The organism is Acinetobacter sp. YH12021 (assembly GCF_013420145.1).
Taxonomy (GTDB): domain Bacteria; phylum Pseudomonadota; class Gammaproteobacteria; order Pseudomonadales; family Moraxellaceae; genus Acinetobacter; species Acinetobacter towneri.
This window is the reverse complement of record NZ_VOYT01000011.1, coordinates 34,879-59,790: the sequence shown is the minus strand read 5'-3', so window position 1 is coordinate 59,790 and position 24,912 is coordinate 34,879. Positions and strand designations below refer to the sequence as shown.

The window sequence follows — 24,912 nt, the reverse complement described above, 5'->3', positions numbered from 1 at the left end:
CCAGTTTCCGAATTAAATCAGGTGTCATCTTCACGAATTGATGAAGGGTGGCGGTTCAATGCCATCACTTCAATATTCATGTAAGGGTAGAGCGGAAGACCTTGCAGAATGTTGTGCAGTTCTTCATTGCTCTCAACATCAAAAATACTGATGTTTGAATACTGGCCAGTAATACGCCAAATATGACGCCACTTGCCTTGACGCTGTAATTCCTGCGAATATGCTTTTTCAACGGCTTTAATTTCGTTAGCAGTTTCTGCTGGCATATCCAATGGAATGTTTACATCCATACGTACGTGGAAAAGCATGGGTTTCTCCTAATTACTGACGACGCAAGTTGTCAATTTTGTCTTCATCCAACTCAATACCTAAACCTGCACCTGTTGGAAGGTGTAATTCAAAGTCTTGGTACTGAAGTGGAGTTTTTAAAATTTCTTCGGTCAGCAATAACGGACCAAATAATTCTGTGCCATAAGCTAAATTCTGGAAGGTCGAGAACACATGCGCAGATGCAATCGTGCCGACAGGGCCTTCAAGCATTGTGCCGCCATATAGGTCGATGCCTGCCAACTGTGCAATTGTTGCAACTTCACAACCTTCGATTAGACCCGCAGATTGGGCAACTTTAACTGCAAATACAGATGCAGCATTACGTTTTGCCAATTGATAAGCGCTTTGTGGGCCCATCAATGATTCATCTGCCATGATGGCAATATCAAATTTACGTGTTAAACGCTCCATGGCATCAATGTTGTCAATTGCACATGGTTGTTCAATTAAATCGACACCACCATCTTGTAAAAGCTGGATGCCTTTAATTGCTTCAAGTTCTGACCAAGCACGGTTTACGTCTACACGAATAGAAACGTCTTTACCCAATGCTTGTTTGATTGCCAATACGTGTTCTACATCTTGCTCTACTGGGCGTGAACCGATTTTGAGCTTGAATGTGTTGTGGCGTTTAGCCGCAATCATTTTTTGTGCTTCAGCGATGTCTTTTTCTGTATCGCCAGATGCAAGTACCCATAACACAGGAACCGAGTTGCGTAGGCGACCACCTAAAATTTCACTTAAAGGTTGGTTTAAGCGCTGCGCTTGAATATCTAATAAAGCAGTTTGAATGGCACATTTCGCGAAACGGTTGCCATTGATATTCTTTTTAATGACCTGTAAAGTTTGCGCAACATTCAAGCCAGCTAAAGTTTTTAGCAATGATGCGAAATATGTTTCGATATTGGTTTTTACGCTTTCTGGGCTTTCTTCACCATAGCCCAAGCCGCCAATCGTGGTTGCTTCGCCCCAGCCAACAAAACCATCTTCAGTGGTGATTTTGACTAATACAAGGGTTTGGGTTTGCATGGTTGCAACCGCCATCTTGTGTGGACGGATGGTTGGTATTTCCACCAGCAAAGTTTCTACTGACTTATACATGGTTTGCCCTTCATATCATTGCTTTATTACAGTTATGTGATATACCTTAAAAGAATAAATTGCATTGGTCGAAGATCAAATATGCATTTTTTTATACTTAAAAGGTATTTTGAGCTATGGAACTCAGACATTTACGTTATTTTGTTGCTGTTGTAGAAGAGCAAAGTTTCACCAAGGCAGCAGAAAAACTCTTTATTGCTCAACCACCTTTGAGCAGACAGATCCAAAATTTAGAACAAGAGCTTGGAATTCAACTATTTGAGCGTGGAAGTAGACCGCTTAAGACCACCGAAGCAGGCCAATTCTTTTACCAACATGCCGTTAAACTTTTGTCTAATGCGGAAGAAATCAAGTCGATGACAAAACGTGTCGGTATTGCTGGTCGTACTGTGACTATTGGCTTCGTTGGTTCTTTATTGTTCGGATTATTGTCAAGAATTGTGTATTTGTTTAAGCAGCAGCATCCGCATTTAAAAATAGAAATGGTGGAAATGACCACCAATGACCAAATTCAGGCACTTAAAGAAGGGCGCATAGATGTTGGATTTGGACGCTTAAGAATTTCTGATCCTGCAGTTAAACGTATCTTATTACGTGAAGAACGCTTGATGGTTGCAGTACATTCGAGCCACCCATTTGCGGCACAAAAAGAAGGTGTATATTTGGCGGATGTTGTTGATCAACAAGTATTTTTATATCCAAATCACAACAAGCCAAACTTCTCTACCCAAATTCGTGGCGTGTTTTCTGAGTATGGTTTAGAACCTCGCAAAATTCGTGAAGTGCGTGAATTACAATTGGCGTTGGGTTTTGTTGCTGCAGGTGAGGGCTTGTGTATCGTGCCAGAAAGCGCACAAAGTATTCATTTGGCACATTTGCACTTTATACCTTTATTAGATGACTCGGCTGTAAGTCCTGTGTTTATGGCAATTCGTAATATGGATGAAAGTGAAGACATTCGATCTTTGTTTGACTGCATTTATCAAGTTTATGATTTGGAAGCATTTACTTATGATCGCAATGTATTCTAGTAAAGCCATATAAAACAAATATTTATAACTATATTTTTTATATAAAAGCACAGATATTTTTAACAAAATACTGTTATGTGAATTGCCTGAAAAAACTTTTTTAAGCATCACATTACAGTATTTTTTTCGCCTTGTTATTTTTATCTATTTTAAAATCAATATCTTACAAATTATAGACTTTTTAGGTATGTATCCATGCCTATTCAGTTTTGGACAAATTTTAACTTATTATTCATTGTGTGCATCTGAGTTGGAGTAACGGACTTCACAATTAGGAGGTGAAGCAAGATGCAAAGCAATAAAATTAATATTAATACCTTGATTGACGAGGCCAAGTTCACGCCATTCCATTGGGGCGTATTGTTTTGGTGTTTGATGATCATTATTTTTGACGGTTACGATTTGGTCATTTATGGGGTTGCATTACCATTACTTATGCAAGAGTGGGCGCTCAGTGCGGTACAAGCAGGTTTACTGGCCAGTACGGCATTGTTTGGCATGATGTTTGGTGCCATGACCTTCGGTACGTTATCGGACAAGTTGGGTCGTAAAAAAACCATTATGATCTGTGTGGCTATTTTTAGTGGCTTTACCTTCTTTGGCGCATTTGCGACTAACCCTGTTGAATTTGGTATTTTACGTTTCCTTGCAGGCTTAGGTATTGGCGGTGTAATGCCAAACGTAGTGGCATTAATGACTGAATATGCGCCAAAGCGTATTCGTAGTACTTTAGTTGCACTTATGTTCAGTGGTTATGCGATTGGTGGTATGACATCAGCATTGTTGGGTGCATGGTTAGTGCCAGAGTTTGGTTGGAAAATCATGTTTTACATCGCAATTATTCCATTGGTGGCTTTACCATTAATTTGGAAATTCTTGCCTGAGTCACTCATGTATTTGACCAACAAGAAAGAAATTGAGCAAACTCGCAGCATTGTGCAAAAAATTTCACCAAGCCAACAATTAAATGGTGACACTGAGTTTGTACTGAATGAAGTGACTAAAGGCGATGAAGCACCTGTAAAAGCATTGTTCCAGCAAGGCCGTATGTTCAGTACGTTCATGTTCTGGATCGCATTCTTCATGTGCTTGTTAATGGTTTATGCTTTGGGCAGCTGGTTACCAAAATTGATGATCCAAGCAGGTTACTCACTTGGTGCAAGTATGATCTTCTTATTCGCCTTGAACATTGGTGGGATGATTGGCGCGATTGGTGGTGGTGCGCTGGCTGACCGTTTCCATATCAAAAAAGTACTGACCATTATGTTTATCTGTGGTGCAGCAGCGTTAATTCTACTTGGTTTCAACAGCCCGCAAATCGTGTTGTATACCTTAATTGCAGTTGCAGGTGCAGCGACAATTGGTTCACAAATCTTGCTTTATACTTTCGTCGCACAATATTACCCATCTACTGTACGTTCTACAGGTATGGGCTGGGCGTCAGGTATTGGTCGCATCGGTGCAATCGTTGGGCCAGTACTCACAGGTGCACTATTAACCATGAATTTACCGCACCAAATGAACTTCTTTGCTATTGCGATTCCAGGTGTAATTGCTGCCTTAGCAATCTTCATGGTGAATTTAAAAACGTCTGTAGAAGCTAAAGCCGCTGCGGAGCCTGCTGTAGAAAGCAATCCAGTCGCACAAAAAGCAACCCAATAATTTCTTTACCTTTCCATTAATCTACAGTCATCAATGATATAGATCGCCATCGTAAGAGATGGTGATCTGTTGCTAGAATTTGATGGCACAATAACAAGCGAGTTTAGGATGAACGCGAAAAAATTAACCCAATCTACACATTTTCAATCTACAACGGTTCGACCAACAATGCAGCGTACGCTCATGATGAGCATGATTGCATTGAGCATGGGCGGTATGAGTGTTGCAGCACAAGCGCAAACTCAACAGCAAAAAGAAATTGAACAACTTAGACAAGAAGTTCAGGCTTTACGTGGTTTGATTGAGCAGCAAAAAGTACAAAATGCACAAACTGCAACAGCAATTGCCAATGTGCAACGTACTGCAGCAGCGCCAGTTGCTAATCCTGTGTTAAAAACTGCCAAAGGTGCCGAATTTAATCTATATGGTAATGTGCGTTTAGATGCTTCTTATCAGGTAGAAGGTGGCGCTAAAGATATGCCGTATAACCAAATTAACGGTGTACCACTTGAAGGCAATAAAGAACAAAGTGATCGTTTAAGATCAACACTTTCTGCAACCCGTTTAGGTTTAGATTTTAAAAGCCCTGTGGGTGAACAAGACGTAAAAGGTAAACTTGAAGTTGACTTCTTGGGTGGAGCAAATCTTGATAACTTACGTATTCGTCATGCTTACTTGAACTACGGCAACTGGTTAATTGGTCAAACTTGGTCAAACTTTGCGATTCCAGACTATATGCCAGAAACCATTGATGCTTTGGCGTATGTTGGTGGTGCGGTGAAACGTACACCACAAGTACGCTATACAACAAAGTTTAGCCCACAAACCAATTTGGTGGTTGCAGCTGAAGACCCTAAAGACAGTTCAATCAACCAGCGTTTACCTGCATTAACTGCGCGTTTAAATCATCAATTTGCAGATAATTTAAATGTCAGCGTACGTGCGATGGGACATGAAAAACGTGTCAATTCTGATGAAGAAATGGCATGGGGTGTCGGTGTAGGTGCTAAATACGATGTTGTACCGGGCACGACTTTAAAAGCCGATTATTACCATGTAAAAGGTGATAGCAGCTTTGTATCATTTACCAACAAAGGTGTTGCTGTTACTAACCTTGATGACAAAGGTGCGATTACTGCAACGAGTGCTATCGCAGCGCAAAGTGAATTCGATTCAATTATGGTCGGTATTACACAAAAGTTTGGTGACAAAGTGCATGGCACTTTGGGTTATGGTTATATGAGTTTTGACAAAGACCCTAACTACATTGCAGCAACGAAAGACACAACCACGATTAACAAAGACTTATGGCAAGCTTGGGCAAACGTATTCTATAGCCCACGTAAACCGTTAAGCTTTGGTTTAGAATATGTTTATGGTGAGCGTGAAGCATTTGGTGAAGCAGCAAATGGCAGCAAAACAGGTGAAGATAACCGAATCAATGCAGTCGCAATTTATAACTTCTAAAATTGTACTGTAAACCACAAAAGAGCTGAGCCAAAAACTCAGCTCTTTTTTTATTGCCGGGTGATCGGCTTGGCAATTAGGCATGAGTATATTGCGTGATGTGCTGTTGTATCACCTCAGACAAAACATCCAATGCAGCAGCAATATCACTGTTCCAAGCAAAAGAGCAGTTTAAACGGATAAAGTTCTGGCTGACCTGTTCAGAACGGAATAACTGACTTGGCGCAATGCCAATCTTGTTTTGAATCAATAGCTGATAAATCGTATAGCCATCTATATATGCAGGCAGTTCAATCCATAAAAAGTATCCACTAGAATAGTAGTGAATTTTGCAGGTTGGGTTTAAGCGTTGTTTCAACTGCTGATAAAACACTTTTTTGTGTTTTTCTAATTGCTTGCGTAATTGACGCAAATGTTTTTCATAATGATGATGTGACAGAAAATCGACCAAAGTGTTTTGCAGTAAGGGACTTGCAGAAACCGTGCTCATGAGTTGCAAATGCTGAATAGCATTGGAAAATTGTCCTGCATAAACCCAACCAACCCGCACAGCAGAACCCAAAGTTTTAGAAAAAGAAGCGCAGTGCAGTACCCGTTGTTGTCGGTCAAAATACTTCATGGGTAGCGGTTTTTGCGTTCCGTAATACAATTCTTGATAGACATCATCTTCAATTAAATACACTTGATATTCTTCAAGCAAACTCGCAATACGTTGCTTAATTTCATCTCTGACACTAAAGCCAATAGGGTTATGAATATTCAACATCAACCAGCAGACTTTAATTGGGTATTGTTTTAAGGCTTGTTCAAATGAGTCTAAATCGAAACCTGAAACAGGGTGTTCTGGAATGGTAATCACCTGTAAACCAAGACGTTCAGCCGCTTGCCATGCACCATAAAAAATAGTTTCTTGTAATAGAATAAAATCTCCAGGTTTGGTCAAAGCTTGTAATGACAAATTGAGCGCATCTAATGCGCCAGATGTAATGACAATGTCATTTGCATGGGTGGGTATGCCTTGTAAACAGTAGCGATTTGCAATTATGGTTCTTAATTCATAATTGCCCGGTGGCATGTGGTCGTGGCTAAAATAACTGCTTTTTCGCTTGGCGTGCTGCGCTAAAATTTGCATTAACTTTGGGTTAAACAGTAATTCTGCATTGGGAAAGGCAGAGCCTAAAGGACTGACATCTGCAGACTGAATTGATTTTAAATAGCCAAAGACCAAAGAGTTCATTTGAATATGTGCATTTAAACTCAAACTGCTTGGTACAGGTCGTTCAGTTTGATTGAGACGTTCTGCGACATAAAACCCCGACTTTTGTTTAGCGTAAACCAATCCCTGAGCTTCAAGTTCTTGATAAGCGTTTAGCACGGTCATTAAGCTATAACCACTGATTTGTGATTGTTCTCTTAACGAAGGTAACTTGCTATGTGCTTTCCATGCACCATTTTCAATGAGTTGCCGAATGTTCAACGCCAATTGTTCAGATTTATACATGGTATGACTCAAGCATTTTTTGCAGCTGTTACTTATTTTGATCTATTTTTAGGTTTAAAACATTAAATAATTTCTGTTTTTATAACAGATTGGCATGTATCTAAAATCAACTGTTATAGTTTTTAATGAATATTTTGTATCTACAGCAATGCTTTAGAATTTTACATAATCTGTATATCCCCATAATCTGGCTAGATTGGAGTCGATATGCAAGAAGATAACTCACGCAAACCACAGAAATATGCCGATAGCAGTATTTCAGACAAAGCATTTAAGCACATGATTATTTGGTTTACCGTGTATGTAGCTTTATTTTGTATCGGCGTGGCTGTTGTGGTGAATTTAGATAAGTTCTAAACAGTTTTTGAATAACAGCACACCTATAATCGCTTCAAGATATGAAAAACATTCATTTGAATTTTAATGAATGTTTTTTTTGTTTATAAAAGAGATCGTAAGCGCATAACTCAAAAGCAATAAAGATCGCAAAAATAACGGAATAGGCGTAAATTATAACTTTATCAGTAAAGCATTTGTGGTTGCAATGATTTCGAGTTGGGTGCTCTTTACCTTAATGGCTGCATTTATGCAGGCATGGCGCAATGCCTTTCAAAAACAACTCAGCACAAGTGTAGATGTTTATGGCGTGACTTTGGCACGTTTTATTTTTGCCTTGCCTTTTGCATTGGCGTATTTAAGCATTTTACAATGGCAGCAGCCTGTTCAAGCCAAACTACATTTTAGTTCGGTGTTTTGGCTGTATATCATTATTGCAGCAGTGTGTCAGATTTTAGCCACGGCTTTAATGGTAAAACTGTTTCAACAAAAAAATTACGCAGTAGGTGTCGGGCTTGCCAAAAGTGAAGCAGTTTTAGCCGCAATTGTAGGCGTGATTTTCTTACAAGAACATTTAAGTGCATTGGCGTGGTTCGGCGTTGCGATAGGCGGTATTGCGGTATTTCTACTCAGTAAAGGCAATCAACGCAGTGATTTTTCATTCACGACTTTAGCCATTGGAATCGGTAGTGGACTCAGCTTCGCGGTGACTTCTTTATTGGTGCGTGAAGCCAGTCTAGAACTCGATTTCTTACCGTTTATTCATCGTGCTGCATGGGTTTTGGTGTGGGTTATTGGCTTACAATGTTTTATCTTATTGGCTTTTTTAGGCATATTTAAACGACATACCTTATATGCCATGTGGCAGCGGGTTGGATTAACTTTTAAAGTGAGCGTCTGCAGTTTTTTAGCATCATTGGGCTGGTTTAATGCCATGAGTATGCAAACTGTGGCGATTGTGAAAACACTCGGACAAATTGAAATATTATTCAGCTTACTTATTTCAGCGTATTTCTTTAAAGAAAAACTTGCTCGTACCGATCATTGGGGATTGGGATTGGTCGTGCTTGCGGCAATGTTGGTTATTTGGGCGTAGCATCATATTTCAAAGCTAAGTAATTTCAAATTCATGTCATATCCGTTGCACTTCATTTGAGCATCTCAGAAATATAAAAATAAAGATTTTCTATCCGTACAATCTCGTTAGAATACTCACAGCTTATCTTAGAGAATTGTCATGTCTAAACCACAGCAAAAGCAAAAAAACTCAGCCTTGGCAGAATTGATAGAAGAACAAAAACTGCTCTGTGAAGAATTTGGTTCAGCCTATATTGCAGTGAGTGGCGATGATGTTGTCGCAGTTGCAGTCCAGACCTTAAATAAAGACCCAATTGTGGGCTTGCGTAAAGCGCCAGAAGGTGAAGAAAAAGTCGCGTGGTACATTTATGGCGGTGAATTGGGTGAAGATGAAGTGAACTTTGAAACCATGCCTGTGCGCGAGTTGCAAGATATTTTGCCTGACGTGCTTCCATATCTGGCTTTAGAACAAGGCTACCGCTTTATGATTGATGCTGATGACTATGAAGATGTCTGGAAAGAAGGCGATGAGTCTTAAGCTTATGCGCATGTCGAACATGGCAAAAATATCGGTGAGCATTATGCTTGGACTGCAAAGTCTGAGCGTAATGGCACAAGGTATTCAAGCGCAGCAGTTGGCACTTGAAGCATCATCTACACCTATTACAATTCCACATACAGCCAATGGGTTGACCCAAACACAATATCAAGATTTGTTAAATCAATACACGCAAATTGTGAATGACAGCAAAAAAATATTGGATGATCCTACGAGCCAAGCAACGGCAGAACAACAAAAACAGGCATTTTGTGCACGCTATCACGCCTATAAAAATATTGCTGAAATTTCCGAGTACAATCCAAACTTGTATCCTGCACCTGTGATGTTAATGGTGGCAAAGCGTTATTTAGAACAGCAGCACAACAGTTTCACGGCTTCAGGTATGACTGAACAAGTTTTTTGTGCAGGAGCTACATCTAAATAGTGTGATCTGCCTTATAAGTGAATAGCAAATTTAAAGATTGAAGATGCAGGCGTATAAAACCCCAAAAACTGGGGATTCCTTTTAAGCAGATTGTGAAGTCATACTTCATTTTTTATCAATTTTCATGCAAAACTAACTTTGCAAAGACTGTAGAATCTTTTAACTTGCAGGTAGTGAACTGAGGGATAGGCGACATAGATGAAATGGGATGAAATTGGCGAGCAGCCTTGTTCGATTGCACGAACCTTGTCGGTGATTGGTGACCGTTGGACGATGCTGATTATTCGTAATGCCTTTATGGGCATGCGTCGCTTTGATGATTTTCAACAACATTTGGGCGTAACGCGGCATGTATTGTCAGATCGTTTAAAGCGTTTGGTGGAACATGAAATTTTAGTCAAAGTGCCTTATGTAGAGCGCCAAGAACGTTTTGAATATAAATTGACAGAGAAGGGCTTGGAGCTTTATCCCTTAATGCTGTCTATGGCAAATTGGGCAGATAAATGGATGGATCAAGGTTTAGGTAAGCCTGTGGAATACATCCATAAAAATTGTGCTAAGACGTTTCAACCTGTCGTGGTATGTTCGGAATGTGGTGAAGAACTGCATGCCAAGCAAGTAAAACCACATTTTACCCCAGTGTATTATCAGTACATCCAAGCACAGCAGAATTTAAAACAAGCCTAAATCAGTGCTGTATTAATCAGCAACAGTTTGTCTATAAGCAGTTGGCTGGTTTAGGAATACCCGCTAAACGACTTAAATGCCGTGCCACCAAACCTGTATTAAATTTTTCCTGCAAAACAGCGTTGTTAATCTCTGGGCTTACAGTTTTCATTAAAAATTTGATTAAAGGACGGGTTGCAGGTGAGTGTCCAAATTGCTGATAAAATTGGCGTACAGCGTGCAAAACTTCAAAATGCCAAGCTGTGAGTTCAAGCTCTAAACTTTGCGCCAATTCTTGCGCCACTTGTTCATTCCAGACAGTGTAATCCAGCAAATGTCCATCTTGATCTAATTCTAGTGTCATCTCTTGTTTCATTCACCCTTAAAAATGCTTTGCATTGGTTTCATATCATTACGGCTTGCTATTTTAAGCTGATACAGCGCTGATGTGCTAAACACAGCGTTGCAAAAGCTGCATAATTAATCGGCTGTACATTTTCCGCCAAATGACCATTCAATATTTCTGCATCATTTTCCAGTACATATATTTTGTCTAGCTGGGCACAGAGTGGATGTTGCTGATGCAATACCGCATCACCCATAAGTACAACGCTGTCTTGCGGAGCATACAAGGCATTTAGCTCTGCTAAAATTGTTGCGGTGCTATCAAAGCTCGCTTGGATTAAATATAAATTTGCGTCAGACATGCTTTTCTCTTTAGATGTTTAGATATGGTCAAATGATCAATCATATTGTTAAACCACCGATCAACCTACCAATATAAAACTCGATCAAAGGTTTGAATCAGCTCCCGATTCAGTTCCACCCATTCAATTTCATGTACCGTATTTTTGATAAACGGCGAGTTAGCATGTTTATTTTCAATCAAAATTGGGCTGAGGTCATAAAACTCAAAGCTATCGACCAAATTGGATGCCACTTTAAAAGCATGTTTTAGTGAATCAAATGCCAGTTCCGACTGTAATAGGCTTAATGCCGCATCTTGTAATAACACTTTGACTTCACAACCAAAAGTTGCCAGTACCATTGTTGCAGACAAGCTTTCATGCACTTGTAAGCTGTTTAAATTGGCCTGACGTAAAACCACGAGTACAGTTTTCACACAATTTACCTTTTAAATGCAACAGATTTACAAAATGAATCGCTTAAAATTGAATCAGGCGTTCTGTGCTTTGCACTGCATCGGCCAGTTCGCCCAAGCCAACCAATTCAAAGCCTGCGGCTAAATTGTGTTGGCTCAGTTGATGGCGTTTGGCATTGTCTGCATCGCTAATACCACGTGCCAGTGCGGCACTTACACATACGGGTAAACGAATAGACAATTTTTGCCATTCTGTTTTGAGGTTGCGTTGATCATCGGGTACCCATTGCAACTCATTCGCTACAGCAACGCCATCTTGATAAAAAAACACACGAAAAGCCTCATTTTTCTGTTGTAAGGCTTGAGCAAGACCGAGTGCATGCCATGCATGAATAGAGGTTGGTGCGGAGGTTATTAGTAATAAGGTGCTCATCAAAATTCACTAATGCAATGTGCCAAGGCGCATTCAGACTTTATAAAAAAAGGTAGTATAAATGATTTTAGTGACTGGTGGTTTAGGCTTTATAGGCTCACACATTGCATTAAGCCTAATGGCTCAAGGGCAAGAGGTCATTATTGTAGATAATTTATCCAATGCAAGTATGCAGACTTTAGAGCGACTTGAATATATTGCAGGGCGTTATGTGCCTTTTGCCAAACTGGATGTAAGAAATACGCCTGCGCTGAACAAAGTTTTTGAACAATATTCGATTATTGCGGTGGTGCATTGTGCAGGGTTTAAATCTTTAGAAGAATCGGTGCTTAAACCACTGGAATATTATAACGATAACGTCAGTTGTATTATGAGTTTATTGCGTTCCATGCAACGTACAGGTGTGCGTCGTTTAGTGCATCTTTCAAGTATAGCGGTCTATGGCAAGTCAGGATTGAATCTGGAAGAAAGCCAGAGTTTTAATTACACCTATGCCAATCCGTATGTGAAATCTCAGCAGATGGTTGAAGAAATCATCCAAGATACTTTTAGAACCGATAATGAATGGAATATTGCTATTTTGCGCTTGAGTAATATAGCAGGTGCATTTGAACACGGCATTTTAGGTGAAGTCGTTGCTCCGTTACCTAAAAATATTATTCCTTTGGCGATGCAAGTCGCAGTACAGCAGCGTGAAGCGATTGAATTACGTCAGCAAGCTAATACTGCAGATCAAACTGTAGAACGTAGCTTTGTGCACGTACTCGATGCCTGTGATGCTGTGATTGCAAGCCTGCATTGGTTATTTGAGCAAACGCATAGCTGTGAAGCTTTTAATATTGCGGGAGAAGTGGTTTCAATTCAACAATTACTTGCACGTATTAGTGAAGTCACTGACACTGAAATTGCTACAGTTCCTGCAATTCATTATGAATATCCTGAGTTAGATCAGTTAGGTGCAGTCGTAGATAAGGCACAACAATATTTACACTGGCAGCCAAAACGTAGTCTGGAAAAAATGCTAGAGGATGAATGGCGTTTTTATCAAAATACGCTTAAGCATTAAAAGTAAGCGCTATAAAATTCGTTGAGATGCGATTCACGAAGCCTCATAGCTGAAACAGATACAATGCAACGGAATTATTGATAATAATTATCATTTACTAGGCTGTCTGTTTTTTATAAGATCGAGATAAGAGCACATGACATCATTGAAATCACGAAGGAATGAGGCTGAACATGCAAACACGTATTGAACATGACACCATGGGTGAGGTTGAAGTTCCGAATGACGCGCTTTGGGGCGCACAAACTCAGCGCACCTTACAAAATTTTAAAATCGGCAATGAGCGTTTACCACGCGCCATGATTCGCGCTATGGGTTTGGTTAAAAAAGCTGCGGCAATAACCAATGCAAACTTAGGGCAAATCCCTCAAGAGTTGGCGCAGTACATTGTCGGTGCAGCAGATGAAGTCATTGCAGGGCAGTGGGACAGTCAATTTCCTTTGGTGGTGTGGCAAACAGGTTCGGGTACGCAAAGTAACATGAACTGTAATGAAGTGATTGCCAATATCGCCAATCAAAAACTGGGGAATCCTTTAGGTGCACAAAAGCCTGTACATCCGAATGATCATGTCAACCGCGCCCAATCGACCAATGATTCTTTTCCAACTGCAATTCATGTGGCAGCGAGTTTGCAAATTAATGAACTGCTCATTCCTGCAGTAAAGAGTTTGCGCGATACGTTGCATGCGAAAAGTGAAGAATTTTCTGAAATTGTCAAAATTGGACGTACACATTTACAAGATGCAACGCCATTAACTTTAGGGCAGGAATTTAGTGGCTATGTATCTCAATTAGATCATAGTTTAAAGCGTTTGGAACAGGCTTTAACAGGCTTGTATGAGTTGCCGCTTGGTGGTACAGCAGTCGGTACAGGCTTAAATGCACATCCTGATTATGCGGTACAGGCAGCGGAGCAATTGGCACAGCTTACAGGCTTAGCTTTTGTGACTGCACCAAATAAGTTTGAGGCTTTGGCAGGGCGTGATGCTGCAGTATTTGCTTCGGGTGCATTAAAAACTTTGGCGGTGAGTTTAAATAAAATTGCCAATGATATTCGCTGGTTAGCCAGTGGCCCGCGTTGTGGTTTTGGTGAGTTGCGTATTCCAGAAAATGAACCTGGTTCAAGTATTATGCCGGGTAAGGTTAATCCAACACAAAGCGAAGCGATGACCATGGTAGTTGCACAGGTATTGGGCAATGACACCACGATTAACGTGGCAGGTGCATCGGGCAATTTTGAGCTGAATGTATTTATGCCAGTGATCGCATATAACTTATTGCAATCTATTCAACTCTTGGGTGATGCCTGCAATAGCTTTAATGAGCATTGTGCCGTTGGCATTCAAGCAAACCGTGAAAAAATAGATCACTTTTTGCATGATTCACTCATGTTAGTGACCGCTTTGAATCCTGTAATTGGTTATGAGAATGCAGCGAAGGTGGCTAAAACAGCTTATAAGGAAAATAAAACCTTAAAGCAAGTTGCAGTAGAGCTGAATATGGTCACAGCAGAGCAGTTTGATGAAGTGGTACGTCCTGAACAAATGATTGCACCGAATACCAAGTAATCAGTTTTAAACAAATTCAAGGTCTGTGTTTGTCTGCACATGATGCGAGGTAGACACAGACTTTGTTTATGAAAATCAGGGAAAATTTTGGGCATCCTTCCTTATTAAAATTATGTTGTGTATAATTACACAATGAACAGCAAAGACATTATTAAGCGTCTTGAGCAGGAAGGCTGGTACAAAGTGGGTGGTAAAGGCGACCATGAAAAGTATAAGCATCCTGAAAAGCCTGGACATGTTGTGGTACCACATCCACGTAAAGATATGCCAATAGGAACTCTACGCAATATATATAAACAGGCTGGTTGGGAGTGGAGGTAAAAATGTTATATCCAGTATATGTTCACAAAGATGAAGATAGCGCATACGGTTTAACCTTTCCTGACTTTGATGGATGCTTTAGCGCAGCAGATGAGATGCAAGATATTCAGCGCATGGCACAGGAAGCGGTTGAAGTTCACTTTGATGGTGAAGATATTCCGTTACCAGAACCATCAAGCCCAGAGCAATGGTTAGGTGATGAGCGATTTGAGGGGGGTTTTTGGTTGTTAGTTGATATTGATACAACAAAAGTAAATACAAAGTCTATTCGTATTAATATCAGCATGCCAGAAGCTTTAGTGAAACGTATTGATGCTGTTGCAAAAAAACAACATTTAAGCCGTTCGGCATTCTTAGCTAAAAGCGCGGAAATGGCGTTGCATTAATCAAGTAAAATATACTAAACCCAGCCTAAATGCTGGGTTTTCTATTGCACCTAATTTGAATGCAGTGGGGTAATTCATCCTAATACGATTTTAAATTTATGTGTTGGTTTAAAGACATAATTTGCATAACGGCAGAATAGGCTGCTACAAGGTGCTATCTAAATGTAATAGTTAAAAACCCGTCATTTAGTCGCATTAACCACTTTTAGATGCTTTCTTTTATGTCCGTTCCTTATTCAACTTACATTGATTAAGCTGCCATAATTGCTAGAATACGCAATACTTCAAAATACTGTTTTGCTAAAGTTTTGCATTTATTTTGCAAAATTTAATTTTTTTATAAGCAACTCAATATCTTAACTACGGAAATTTTCAATGCTCTCAATTTATTTAACAGATGTTCAGCAACACGTGCAATTTAAAGATTACCCGGGTGAGCAGCCTGTTAAATTTATCTTGAATTTTAAAAAGATTTTTCCAAGTGTAATGGAGCTTTTACTACCTGTATTGCCTGAAAATGAAAATCTGGAAGAAATGACGTGGGAATCAACCACTGCAGATTTAGAGTTATTTAAATTGCTGCTCAGTGGGTGGGGCGTGATTGAATTACGTTTAAATGCGCTCAGTCAGTTCAAGGGCAAGACATTTGCAGATCAGTTAGTGAAACAAGCCCAACAAAAACGTAAAGATTTCGCGAAAGCACAACAACAATTACAAACTGTGGAGCTAGATTACTTATTTATGCATGAAACACATGCCTTAATTGATGCTGAATTGGTAGAAGTAGGTGAAAAGTTCTATTTGCCAATTTTGCGTGATTTATGGAAAGGCAAAGTATCTACAAAAGTATTGGAAGCGAAGTTTTAAGAACAAACCCATATTAAAAAGCTGTCTCGGCGGCTTTTATTTTTTATAGAATCATACAAGACGATTAGCAACCACTTGCAAATTCAAGATTAACTCAAAATAGCCTAAGCAAAGATTTTAGAAATTTCCTCTCTTAAGAAATAATGCCTTGAATTTTCCTGTAAATCTTTATGCCAATACATCCCCATATTAATTACAGGCAAGTCTACAGGCACATCAAAAATATTCAATTTTTGGCTCATATTCAAATGCTTTAAAATCATTTTAGGAATAGTTAGTATGGCTTGAGGATGCTGCTGTAAAATCTGTAACGCCGTAGAATAGTGCTGACAACGTAAAAAAACCTGCCGTGATAATTGCTTTTGATGCAAATAAATATCTTCTAGCAACATACCAGTACGCCGTGATGAAACCCCAATATGTGCAGAAGATAAATAAAGTGCAGTATTCATTTCTTGTTGTGAACTACAGACCACAAATTGGTCTTGAACTAAGGATTGAAACTGAATTTTATCGCCAAAGTTTTGTTCTAAATCAATTACAAAATCAATTTGTTGTGTTGCTAAATCTGCCAAAACCGTTTTGCGGTCTAATTTGTGGCTCAGAAATTGAATATCCAAGTTCAACTTTTGAAAATGTGCCACCAATTTAGGAAAAATAATCGGTTCAATTTCATCATGGATAGCAATTTTGAGCGATTGCAACATATTCGGCTCAAATTGCTGTTTCTGTATTGCAATACTTTGAATCGCCAACAAGGCATTTTTAATAGTCGGATAAATTTGCTCGGCAAAAGGCGTAGGCAGCATTTTATTGCCACTTCGCACCAGTAAATCATCTTGTAAATGTTGTCTTAAACGCTGCAAAGCATGACTGGCGGCAGATTGGCTAATACACAAAATTTGTGCAGCTTTGGAAATACTGCGCTGCTCATAAATTGCAACAAACATCGGGTATAAATTGATGTCTAAACGATGAAAAACGGCAAGATCAACTTTTGCATTGTTATGAACATGATTCATAGTGTTTTATTGAATTAAATCATTTTGTTCATATTACTTTTCAAGTTAAGGTGTTGTAAAGCAATGAATACAATATTTTAAGGGATTTGAACCATGTTTGAGCTATCTGCACGCGCCAAAGACTATATAGAACGTACCAAAGCCTTTATTGCCAAAGAAATTGAGCCGATTGAAGCTGAATTCTGGGCAGAAGTTCACGAATTAAATCAGGGTGGTGACTGGACTAAATGGCAATGGCCAGCACAATTAGAACAATTAAAAGCCAAAGCCAAAGCTGCAGGTTTATGGAATATGTTTTTACCTTGTCCAGAATTAGGACAAGGTTTGTCGGTACAAGAATATGCACACATTGCAGAGTTGAGTGGACGCAGTTTGATTGCGCCAACCGTATTTAACTGTAATGCACCCGACAGCGGCAACATGGAAGTTTTATGGCGCTATGGTTCTGAAGCACAAAAGGCAGAATGGCTGACACCGCTGCTTGAAGGTAAAATTCGTTCTGTGTTTTGTATGACTGAACCTGCAGTGGCTTCAAGTGATGCGACCAATATGCAGGCAACAGCAGTCGTAGACGGCGATGAAATTGTCTTGAATGGTCGTAAATGGTGGTCTTCAGGTTTGGGCGATCCAAATGCCAAAATTATTATTTTTATGGCGCATACACCCGATGAAACCAAAGACCGTCATCATCAACACTCTATGGTTTTAGTCCCTGTGGATACTGCGGGCGTTAAAATTCAACGCATGTTACCTGTATTTGGTGATTACGACGCGCCACACGGTCATGGCGAAGTCAGTTTTGATAACGTGCGTGTGCCTGTTGCCAACTTTATTGGCGGTGCAGGACAAGGTTTTGAAATTGCACAAGGTCGTTTAGGTCCGGGGCGTATTCACCATTGTATGCGTTGTATTGGTGCAGCCGAAAAATCTTTGGAGTTGATGATTGACCGTGGCATGAGTCGTACCGCATTTGGCAAGGAAATTCTGAAACTCGGTGGCAATTTGGAGCGTGTAGCGGAAGCACGTGTGGCGATTGACCAAGCACGTTTATTAACTCTCTATGCAGCCTATAAAATGGATACTTTAGGCAATATGGCAGCACTTACCGAAATTTCTGCCATTAAAGTGGTTGCACCAAGTGTCTTGGAAAAAGTAGTTGATATGGCGATGCAGATTCATGGTGGTGCAGGCGTATCTAGAGATACACCGTTGACAGGTTTCTTTGCCCAAGCGCGTAGTTTACGTCTTGCCGATGGACCAGACGAAGTACACAAAGGCATGATTGCCAAACTTGAGTTGGCTAAACGTGGTTATCGTAGCAGCCGCAAAAAATAAGTCAGTTGCGAATTTTTTATTGTGTCACTTGGTAGTGTATTCGGCAATATTTCTGATATTGCCGATACATCTCAAGAGAACACAGAAAATCTATGTTAGATTAAAAAAATTGGAAAATTAGGGAAAAATAATGTCAGTTATTGATGTAGGCGGCACAGTACGCGAAGGCGAAGAACTCGATATTCAGGCAGTGACAGCATGGTTAAAACAACAAAATGTCGATGTCGTAGAACCTGTAGAAGTCACACAATATTCAGGCGGTGCATCGAACTGGACATATCGCCTTAAGTACAGCAATGCTGATTTAATTTTGCGTCGTCCGCCCAAAGGTACTAAAGCTAAATCTGCACATGACATGGCGCGTGAATATCATGTGCAAAAGAATTTAGCCCCGTTTTATCCTGTGTTACCTGAAATGGTGGCGTTGTGTCAGGATGAAGCTGTAATTGGCTGCGATTTTTACGTGATGCAACGTATTGAAGGCATTATCCCACGTGCAAAATTGCCACCAGAGCTTGATTTTAGCGAAACTCAAGTACATGAACTTTGTGTAAATGTCATTGATAAACTGATTGAGCTGCATCAAGTACCTTATGCAGGAACTGAGCTAGAAAAATTAGGGAAAGGTGATGGTTATTGCCGACGTCAGGTAGAAGGTTGGGATGCACGCTATGCCAAAGCACATACCATCAACGTGCCATCTTTTAAATATGTGCGTAAATGGTTGTTAGACCATATTCCTGCAGATTCAAAAACCTGCATTATTCATAACGACTGGCGTTTTGATAATGTGATTTTAGACCCGAAACATCCGACTCAAGTGATTGGCGTTTTGGACTGGGAAATGGCAACACTGGGCGATCCACTCATGGATTTAGGCTCGGCTTTGGCATATTGGGTTGAAGATACCGATAATCAAATTTTTAAAGCCACCCGTCGTCAACCAACGCACTTAAAAGGCATGTTCACACGTCAGCAAGTGGTGGACTATTATTTGCAAAAAACAGGCTTGAGCACCGATAACTGGACATTCTATGAAGTGTTTGGAATTTTCCGTTTAGCGGTGATCGCTCAGCAAATTTATTATCGTTATTTCCACAAGCAAACCAATAATCCTGCATTTAAGGATTTCTGGATTGTCATTCATGCTTTGCATATTCGTGCCTTAAAGTTAATTGGTTTACAAAAACTGGAAGCAAATGAACTAGCACAAAAATATATCGCCAAATTTAAGGAATTGATGCCGAAATGACCACCATTTATTTAATTCGTCATGGGCAAGCATCTTTTGGGGCAGAAAGTTATGATCAACTTTCGCCTAATGGTGAGTTACAAGCCAAATTGCTCGGACGTTATTTTGATCGCATTTTAAAAGAAGCACCCTATGTGGTGGCTGGTTCAATGCAGCGCCATCAGCAAACTGCACAACTGGCTTTGGCAGAATGTTTTCCTGAGGTCGAAATTCATACCGACAGTGTATGGAACGAGTTTAATCATCAACAGGTTTTCGCGCAGTATGAACCGCGTTTTAATCAACCTGAATTGATGAAAGAAGATGTCGCCAAAGAGGTCAATCCTCGTGCATATTTGGCAAAAATTTTTGAAGGTGCGATAGAACGCTGGACGGGCGGTGAATATCACCATGAATATGAAGAATCTTGGCCGCATTTTAAACAGCGTGTCGAAGATGCATTGCAGCATTTATGTGATGACTTAGCCCAAAAACAACCACGATATGCTGTGGTATTTACTTCTGGTGGTGTGATTTCTGTGGCTGCAGGTAAAATTTTAGGCTTAACGCCCAATAAAACCTTTGCATTGAACTGGGCAATTACTAACTCAAGTATCACCACTTTACGTTTGGTCGGCAGTGAACCACAACTGTTAAGCTTGAATGAACATCATTTTATTAAAGCTGAAAACTCAAATTTATTGACTTGGATTTAAGGATCAAACCATGACAAAAACAATTCTAATTACAGGTGCAAGTTCAGGTATTGGTGCGGGTATGGCACGTGAATTTGCTCAAATGGGTTATAACCTTGCAATTTGCGCCCGACGTTTAGAGCGTTTGGAAACGCTGAAACAAGAACTGGAAAGCCAGTTTGGTATTCGTGTTATTGCAAAAACGCTGGATGTCACCAATTATGATCAGGTGTTTCAGGTGTTTCGTGAATTTAAACAAGATTTTGGACAAATTGACCGCATTATTGTCAATGCAGGCGTGGGCGAAGGACGTCGCATTGGTAAAGGTAATTTTGCCATCAACAAAGCCACAGTAGAAACCAACTTTATTTCAGCTTTGGCGCAGTGTGAAGCCGCGGTTGAAATTTTCCGTGAGCAAAACTCAGGGCATTTGGTGATGATTTCATCTATGAGTGCCATTCGTGGTATGCCAAAACATCTTACTGCTTACGGTGCAAGTAAAGCTGCAGTAGCACATTTAGCAGAAGGAATTCGTGCAGAATTAATTGATACACCTATTCAAGTTACGACTATTTTCCCTGGTTATATTCGTACCGAAATCAACGAAGGTGCAAAAAAACTGCCTTTTGAAGTTGATGAAAAAACAGGTTCACGCTTACTTGCTGCAGAAATTGAAAAAGCGCCAATTAAAGCCTATGTACCTAAATGGCCATGGTTGCCATTGGGCTTAGCTATGAAAGTTTTACCATTAAAATTGGTCAATAAACTCGGCTAAATAGCAGCGATATCATAGTATTTGAATAGCATCCTGAAATTTAAAGCTGATGATGAATGCAATCACTTTTAAATGACACGATGCTATTTTTATATTTGAGTCTCTACTTTTGTTTGGGTTTAAAATTTGTATTTTCGGTTTTCGTATTTAAGAGTGAAATGTGATGTGGCTTAGAACAGCAACCCTTGCCTTAATTCCCGCTTTGGTGATTCAGGGAAGTCGTGTTAAAAAGAACACGATCCGATTGCCTGAAGCCGAAGGCGCACGAGAAGGTATTACAGGGCAAGGGCAAACGCTGTCATTATTGATTTTAGGCGATTCTGCCGCTGCAGGCGTTGGGGTAGCACATCAAAATGATGCGCTTTTAGGTGCGGTGATTTCTGCTTTGCAGCATCAGTACCAAGTACATTGGCGTTTAGAGGCGCAGTCTGGAGATACTACCTCACAAGTCATTCAAAAAACTAAAAAACTGGTAAATCAAAAATATGATGTTGTGGTTACTTCTGTTGGTGTCAACGATGTAACACGCTTAATGTCGGCACAGACTTGGATTAAACAACAGCAACATTTTTATCAACTTATTCAAGCGAAATTCCAACCTGAATTAATCATTGCTACGGGGGTTCCACCAATGCATTTATTTCCTGCATTACCTAATCCCTTGTCTTGGCTATTTGGACAATACGCAAAACAAATGAACTTACAATTAGAAAAAATGATTGCACAACAAGAAGATATGCAGTGGATTGAATATGATATTCGAAAATATCAATCCATGAATTTAGAAATGGCAAAAGATGGTTTTCATCCAAGTAAAGAAATTTACCAGATTTGGGGGAAAGAAGTCTCGGATAGGATTTTGGAGTGGTTTTAGGTAAATTAACTTAAATAATGGTATAGTGTTAACAATCGTCAACACTAAATTATAATTAAATCATCAAGCAGAATGAAAATATGAAGAAACATCCCAATAAACATATTCGCGAAGCAATTGAATATGCGATTGAAAACGGCTGGGATGTTGTCGATTCAGGTAAATCAGCACATGCAAAACAAATCTTGCGTAAAGTAAAGCAATGTCATAGAGATGAACTATGAATAACTATCACTTTACTGTTGTGGTACGTGACGCACGTTCTGATCTGTCTGTGCTAGAAGATAAGTTCTTTGAAGCGGGTTGTGATGATGCATTAGTTTGCAGTTATAACGATACAATTTATCTTGAGTTTGACCGTGAAGCTGAAAATGCAGAACAAGCGATTCACTCAGCATTAGACAATATTCGCTCATTAGGATTTCATGATCTGATAGTAGAAGAGCAAGGTTATTCAACTTTGGCAGTAATGGCTGAACGTGCTGGAATGACTCGTCAAGCATTATCTTTATATGCGCAAAATAAACGTGGTGACGGAAACTTTCCACGTCCGATGTATGGACTTGCATCTAGATCTGCAATGTATTTTTGGCCAGAAGTTGCGACATGGTTATTCAATCAAGGGAAGTTACATAAAAATCATTATGAAGTTGCTCGTACTGCAATGTCTTAGCTTAATTTAAAGACCAAAGGTTCAATCTATAAATGTCTGATTCTAAAATAGAAACCCATCCACTCGAACCCTTTTTACCAGCCAATGCCAAGCTGTTAATGCTTGGGAGTTTTCCACCCCCTAAAAGCCGTTGGAAAATGGATTTTTATTATCCGAATTATCAAAATGATATGTGGCGAATTTTGGGCTTATGCTTTTTTCAAGATAAAAACTACTTTTTAGATTTAGAAGCTAAAAATTTTCATCTTCATAAAATTATTGATTTTTTAAACACCACTGGCATTGCTATTTCAGATACGGCGCAGCAGGTGATTCGCTTAAAAGGCAATGCATCAGACAAATTTTTACAGATTGAAAAACCAATGGATATTGCAGCACTTTTAAGCAAGATACCTTTATGTCAAAGCATTATGACCACAGGCGATAAAGCGACTGATACACTCATGTTATCTATGCCTGAATCTGCCGAAAAACCTCAAATTGGGCAGGCGACACATTGCTATTTTGCCAAGCGTGAGCTGCATTTATATCGGATGCCTTCATCTTCACGAGCCTATCCTTTAGCTTTAGAGAAAAAGGCAGAAGCGTATTTTAACTTATTTAAAGAAATAGGCTTACTATAAGTAACTTTGAATAATTGTAGACAGTGATGGCAGAGAAAGAAAAATACGCTTCCATAATTAATGTCTATCTATTGTCATTACATCATCCATTCAATAGGGAATAATGAAACTGTTTTCATCATAAAACGCTGAAACTGTGTGGTTTCAGGATCATGATGATACGTTTGAATACTGCCATCTGCCTGATGATCTAACCAAATAATTTGACCGTTTTCGTCTAATTGCAGTTCATACGCAATTTGTGGCAAATAGCGGTCTAAAGATTGAGAAACATCGTTTTGCAATTGTTCAGACTCTAACACCAAGCCAACTTCGGTATTTAATTTTGCAGAACGAGGATCAAGGTTAAAAGAACCTACAAAGACCATGCCATCTATATCAAAGAATTTGGCATGTAAACTCGAGGCGTTTTTGCCTTTGGCAGGAATTACGTTACCCGTTGCAACTTCATACCAAGTACGCTTTTTTCGTTCAATATAAGGCTTAAATTCATATAAACGAATACCTGATTTAAGTAAATCTACGCGATACTGCTGATAAAATGCATGTACCAAAGGCACATCATTGGCTAAAAATGAATTGGTCAATACACGTATCTGTATTCCTTTTTCAGCCAGTTGAGTGAGTGTTTTAAGACCATCTTCTGTTGGGACAAAATAGGCAGAAACCAGTTCTAAATGTTGTTTGGGCTCACCCATTAACTTTAACATTTGTTTGTAAATCAGTTGCTCGCCTTGAGCTGTACCCCGAATTTTATTCTGAGAATCTGCCACAAAATGCGCACATACCCACTGTACAGGATGTTGTTCTAATTTGATGCTGACTTTTTCTTGCGCGTTAGCCACACGTTCACGAATTTTATCTTTATATTTGGCATTTAATTCATAGCGATTACGCAATTCTCTCAATTGCAACGCGTTGCCTGTGCCTAATAATTGCTTTACTGAATAGCTTAGTTCGTCATTCCAAAACTCTAAAAACACGGCATTGGCTTGGGGGACAGCACTGCCATAGAATAGAATATCCATATCAGTAAATTGAAAATTTTCACTGGCATCAAAATATTCACGGCTAATATTACGCCCACCTGTCACGGCAATCGCCCCATCGGCAATAATTAGTTTATTGTGCATACGGCGATTGATTTGTTTAAAACGAAACAAATAATCCATCACACGAAAATGCCGATATTTGTACGGATTGAAAATTTTTATTTCAAAATTAGGATGCTGAGCAAGCCGTTTTAAGGTTGGATCAAGTTGCGTACCATTTTGATCATCAATTAATAAACGAACTTTTACACCACGATCTGCTGCTTTGAGCAGTTCAGCCAACATCAACTGACCAATTAAATCATCTTCCCAAATGTAATATTGTAAATCTAAATGGTGCTGTGCTTTTTGAATCAAATATAAACGCGAGGCGATGCTACTAAAGGCATCATTTAGAGAAAGATACGCTGTTAAATTTTGGGATAAATGTGCATCAATTTCCTGACCATTCAGCCAATGATCTACATAATGCTCAACAGGGCTATCTTTGCTCGCTTGATTCATCGGTAAACTGCATCCTGTCAGTAAAATAGCGAAAAAAGCCAACATTCCAAGCCAGTAACAAGGTCTTTGGATCTTCATGATTATTCTTAAGTCATTCTGTATTTATACATGGAGATTATCCTCATGTTAATGCTTGAAACTCTGAATAGAAAGAGGGTATTGTGAGAGTCTGTTGATATTTTATAAATAGCTTGCGAGATATCTCTCTCACATCGCAAACATAGACGA

General features: G+C 39.5%; 30 protein-coding genes. 21 read left to right on the top strand and 9 right to left on the bottom strand.

Features of this window, described 5'->3' with window-relative positions; all coding sequences use genetic code 11:
• Positions 1–17 precede the first annotated feature (17 nt).
• Complete coding sequence (gene catC, locus FTT91_RS09860; RefSeq protein WP_096901615.1) at positions 18–308, bottom strand: muconolactone Delta-isomerase; 291 nt, start codon at positions 306–308, stop codon at positions 18–20.
• A gap of 13 nt (positions 309–321) precedes the next feature.
• Positions 322–1,431 (bottom strand): muconate/chloromuconate family cycloisomerase, encoded by a 1,110-nt coding sequence (locus FTT91_RS09855; RefSeq protein WP_004973532.1) that lies wholly within the window; start codon positions 1,429–1,431, stop codon positions 322–324.
• Positions 1,432–1,547: 116 nt separating this feature from the next.
• Here FTT91_RS09855 and FTT91_RS09850 point away from each other — a divergent pair, with 116 nt between their 5' ends.
• From FTT91_RS09850 to FTT91_RS09840, 3 genes are all read left to right on the top strand, one after another.
• Positions 1,548–2,462, top strand: coding sequence for a LysR family transcriptional regulator (locus tag FTT91_RS09850; protein WP_179988978.1), 915 nt, complete (start codon positions 1,548–1,550; stop codon positions 2,460–2,462).
• Positions 2,463–2,750: 288 nt separating this feature from the next.
• The gene (locus FTT91_RS09845) at positions 2,751–4,124 is read left to right on the top strand and encodes an MFS transporter (RefSeq protein ID WP_163145796.1); all 1,374 of its coding nucleotides are present in this window, start codon (positions 2,751–2,753) and stop codon (positions 4,122–4,124) included.
• A gap of 108 nt (positions 4,125–4,232) precedes the next feature.
• Positions 4,233–5,591, top strand: a complete 1,359-nt coding sequence (locus tag FTT91_RS09840; RefSeq protein ID WP_180169330.1) for a DcaP family trimeric outer membrane transporter — start codon at positions 4,233–4,235, stop codon at positions 5,589–5,591.
• A gap of 76 nt (positions 5,592–5,667) precedes the next feature.
• Here the strand turns inward: FTT91_RS09840 and FTT91_RS09835 are convergent, their stop codons facing one another.
• Entirely contained in the window at positions 5,668–7,092 is a 1,425-nt protein-coding gene (locus tag FTT91_RS09835) for a PLP-dependent aminotransferase family protein (protein WP_179988976.1), read from the bottom strand.
• A 207-nt stretch (positions 7,093–7,299) separates the two neighbouring features.
• Here FTT91_RS09835 and FTT91_RS09830 point away from each other — a divergent pair, with 207 nt between their 5' ends.
• The 5 genes from FTT91_RS09830 (at position 7,300) to FTT91_RS09810 (ending at position 10,178) form a co-directional block, all read left to right on the top strand.
• Complete coding sequence (locus FTT91_RS09830; protein ID WP_004973540.1) at positions 7,300–7,449, top strand: hypothetical protein; 150 nt, start codon at positions 7,300–7,302, stop codon at positions 7,447–7,449.
• A gap of 187 nt (positions 7,450–7,636) precedes the next feature.
• Complete coding sequence (locus FTT91_RS09825; RefSeq protein ID WP_131261930.1) at positions 7,637–8,524, top strand: DMT family transporter; 888 nt, start codon at positions 7,637–7,639, stop codon at positions 8,522–8,524.
• Between the two features lie 141 nt (positions 8,525–8,665).
• Positions 8,666–9,043 (top strand): hypothetical protein, encoded by a 378-nt coding sequence (locus tag FTT91_RS09820; RefSeq protein ID WP_096902818.1) that lies wholly within the window; start codon positions 8,666–8,668, stop codon positions 9,041–9,043.
• Complete coding sequence (locus tag FTT91_RS09815; protein WP_026438387.1) at positions 9,033–9,491, top strand: hypothetical protein; 459 nt, start codon at positions 9,033–9,035, stop codon at positions 9,489–9,491. Before FTT91_RS09820 ends, FTT91_RS09815 begins: the two co-directional genes overlap by 11 nt.
• Before the next feature lie 198 nt (positions 9,492–9,689).
• Positions 9,690–10,178 carry a helix-turn-helix domain-containing protein gene (locus tag FTT91_RS09810; protein WP_004973550.1) on the top strand — a complete coding sequence of 163 codons (489 nt, stop codon included), beginning with the start codon at positions 9,690–9,692 and terminating at the stop codon, positions 10,176–10,178.
• A gap of 31 nt (positions 10,179–10,209) precedes the next feature.
• On the opposite strand, the gene FTT91_RS09805 is transcribed toward FTT91_RS09810, so the two are convergent.
• The 4 genes from FTT91_RS09805 to tusD all read right to left on the bottom strand — a co-directional run bounded on the left by FTT91_RS09805 (position 10,210) and on the right by tusD (position 11,692).
• Positions 10,210–10,521: a TusE/DsrC/DsvC family sulfur relay protein gene (locus FTT91_RS09805; RefSeq protein ID WP_026438386.1), complete on the bottom strand. Its 312-nt coding sequence runs from the start codon at positions 10,519–10,521 to the stop codon at positions 10,210–10,212.
• 58 nt (positions 10,522–10,579) lie between these two features.
• Entirely contained in the window at positions 10,580–10,864 is a 285-nt protein-coding gene (locus tag FTT91_RS09800) for a DsrH/TusB family sulfur metabolism protein (RefSeq protein WP_004973553.1), read from the bottom strand.
• A gap of 65 nt (positions 10,865–10,929) precedes the next feature.
• Positions 10,930–11,280 carry a hypothetical protein gene (locus tag FTT91_RS09795; protein ID WP_004973555.1) on the bottom strand — a complete coding sequence of 117 codons (351 nt, stop codon included), beginning with the start codon at positions 11,278–11,280 and terminating at the stop codon, positions 10,930–10,932.
• A 43-nt stretch (positions 11,281–11,323) separates the two neighbouring features.
• Entirely contained in the window at positions 11,324–11,692 is a 369-nt protein-coding gene (gene tusD / locus FTT91_RS09790) for a sulfurtransferase complex subunit TusD (RefSeq protein WP_154320742.1), read from the bottom strand.
• 61 nt (positions 11,693–11,753) lie between these two features.
• On the opposite strand from tusD, the gene FTT91_RS09785 reads away from it, so the two are divergent.
• The 5 genes from FTT91_RS09785 to FTT91_RS09765 all read left to right on the top strand — a co-directional run bounded on the left by FTT91_RS09785 (position 11,754) and on the right by FTT91_RS09765 (position 15,900).
• A complete protein-coding gene (locus tag FTT91_RS09785; protein WP_180169329.1) occupies positions 11,754–12,758 on the top strand; it encodes an SDR family NAD(P)-dependent oxidoreductase in 1,005 nt (334 codons plus the stop codon).
• A gap of 173 nt (positions 12,759–12,931) precedes the next feature.
• Positions 12,932–14,326, top strand: coding sequence for a class II fumarate hydratase (fumC, locus tag FTT91_RS09780; RefSeq protein WP_180169328.1), 1,395 nt, complete (start codon positions 12,932–12,934; stop codon positions 14,324–14,326).
• A gap of 132 nt (positions 14,327–14,458) precedes the next feature.
• Positions 14,459–14,647 (top strand): type II toxin-antitoxin system HicA family toxin, encoded by a 189-nt coding sequence (locus tag FTT91_RS09775; RefSeq protein WP_004973562.1) that lies wholly within the window; start codon positions 14,459–14,461, stop codon positions 14,645–14,647.
• A 2-nt stretch (positions 14,648–14,649) separates the two neighbouring features.
• Positions 14,650–15,033 carry a type II toxin-antitoxin system HicB family antitoxin gene (locus tag FTT91_RS09770; protein ID WP_004973564.1) on the top strand — a complete coding sequence of 128 codons (384 nt, stop codon included), beginning with the start codon at positions 14,650–14,652 and terminating at the stop codon, positions 15,031–15,033.
• Between the two features lie 375 nt (positions 15,034–15,408).
• The gene (locus FTT91_RS09765; RefSeq protein ID WP_004973565.1) at positions 15,409–15,900 is read left to right on the top strand and encodes a hypothetical protein; all 492 of its coding nucleotides are present in this window, start codon (positions 15,409–15,411) and stop codon (positions 15,898–15,900) included.
• 104 nt (positions 15,901–16,004) lie between these two features.
• Here FTT91_RS09765 and FTT91_RS09760 read toward each other — a convergent pair whose 3' ends face one another.
• Positions 16,005–16,922 (bottom strand): LysR family transcriptional regulator, encoded by a 918-nt coding sequence (locus tag FTT91_RS09760; RefSeq protein WP_178866655.1) that lies wholly within the window; start codon positions 16,920–16,922, stop codon positions 16,005–16,007.
• 93 nt (positions 16,923–17,015) lie between these two features.
• Here FTT91_RS09760 and FTT91_RS09755 point away from each other — a divergent pair, with 93 nt between their 5' ends.
• The 8 genes from FTT91_RS09755 to FTT91_RS09720 all read left to right on the top strand — a co-directional run bounded on the left by FTT91_RS09755 (position 17,016) and on the right by FTT91_RS09720 (position 23,128).
• The gene (locus tag FTT91_RS09755; RefSeq protein ID WP_004973568.1) at positions 17,016–18,257 is read left to right on the top strand and encodes an acyl-CoA dehydrogenase family protein; all 1,242 of its coding nucleotides are present in this window, start codon (positions 17,016–17,018) and stop codon (positions 18,255–18,257) included.
• A gap of 130 nt (positions 18,258–18,387) precedes the next feature.
• The gene (locus FTT91_RS09750) at positions 18,388–19,509 is read left to right on the top strand and encodes a phosphotransferase family protein (protein ID WP_004973572.1); all 1,122 of its coding nucleotides are present in this window, start codon (positions 18,388–18,390) and stop codon (positions 19,507–19,509) included.
• Positions 19,506–20,204, top strand: coding sequence for a histidine phosphatase family protein (locus FTT91_RS09745; protein ID WP_180169327.1), 699 nt, complete (start codon positions 19,506–19,508; stop codon positions 20,202–20,204). The genes FTT91_RS09750 and FTT91_RS09745 overlap by 4 nt, the downstream gene beginning before the upstream one ends.
• 10 nt (positions 20,205–20,214) lie before the next feature.
• Positions 20,215–20,958: an SDR family oxidoreductase gene (locus FTT91_RS09740; RefSeq protein ID WP_004973576.1), complete on the top strand. Its 744-nt coding sequence runs from the start codon at positions 20,215–20,217 to the stop codon at positions 20,956–20,958.
• 163 nt (positions 20,959–21,121) lie between these two features.
• The gene (locus FTT91_RS09735) at positions 21,122–21,832 is read left to right on the top strand and encodes an SGNH/GDSL hydrolase family protein (RefSeq protein WP_004973578.1); all 711 of its coding nucleotides are present in this window, start codon (positions 21,122–21,124) and stop codon (positions 21,830–21,832) included.
• Positions 21,833–21,912: 80 nt separating this feature from the next.
• Positions 21,913–22,056: a hypothetical protein gene (locus tag FTT91_RS09730; RefSeq protein WP_179994187.1), complete on the top strand. Its 144-nt coding sequence runs from the start codon at positions 21,913–21,915 to the stop codon at positions 22,054–22,056.
• Entirely contained in the window at positions 22,053–22,505 is a 453-nt protein-coding gene (locus FTT91_RS09725; protein WP_154320746.1) for an XRE family transcriptional regulator, read from the top strand. Before FTT91_RS09730 ends, FTT91_RS09725 begins: the two co-directional genes overlap by 4 nt.
• Before the next feature lie 32 nt (positions 22,506–22,537).
• Positions 22,538–23,128: a uracil-DNA glycosylase family protein gene (locus FTT91_RS09720; protein WP_104851964.1), complete on the top strand. Its 591-nt coding sequence runs from the start codon at positions 22,538–22,540 to the stop codon at positions 23,126–23,128.
• Positions 23,129–23,205: 77 nt separating this feature from the next.
• On the opposite strand, the gene FTT91_RS09715 is transcribed toward FTT91_RS09720, so the two are convergent.
• Positions 23,206–24,729 (bottom strand): phospholipase D family protein, encoded by a 1,524-nt coding sequence (locus FTT91_RS09715; RefSeq protein ID WP_180169340.1) that lies wholly within the window; start codon positions 24,727–24,729, stop codon positions 23,206–23,208.
• Positions 24,730–24,912 lie beyond the last annotated feature (183 nt).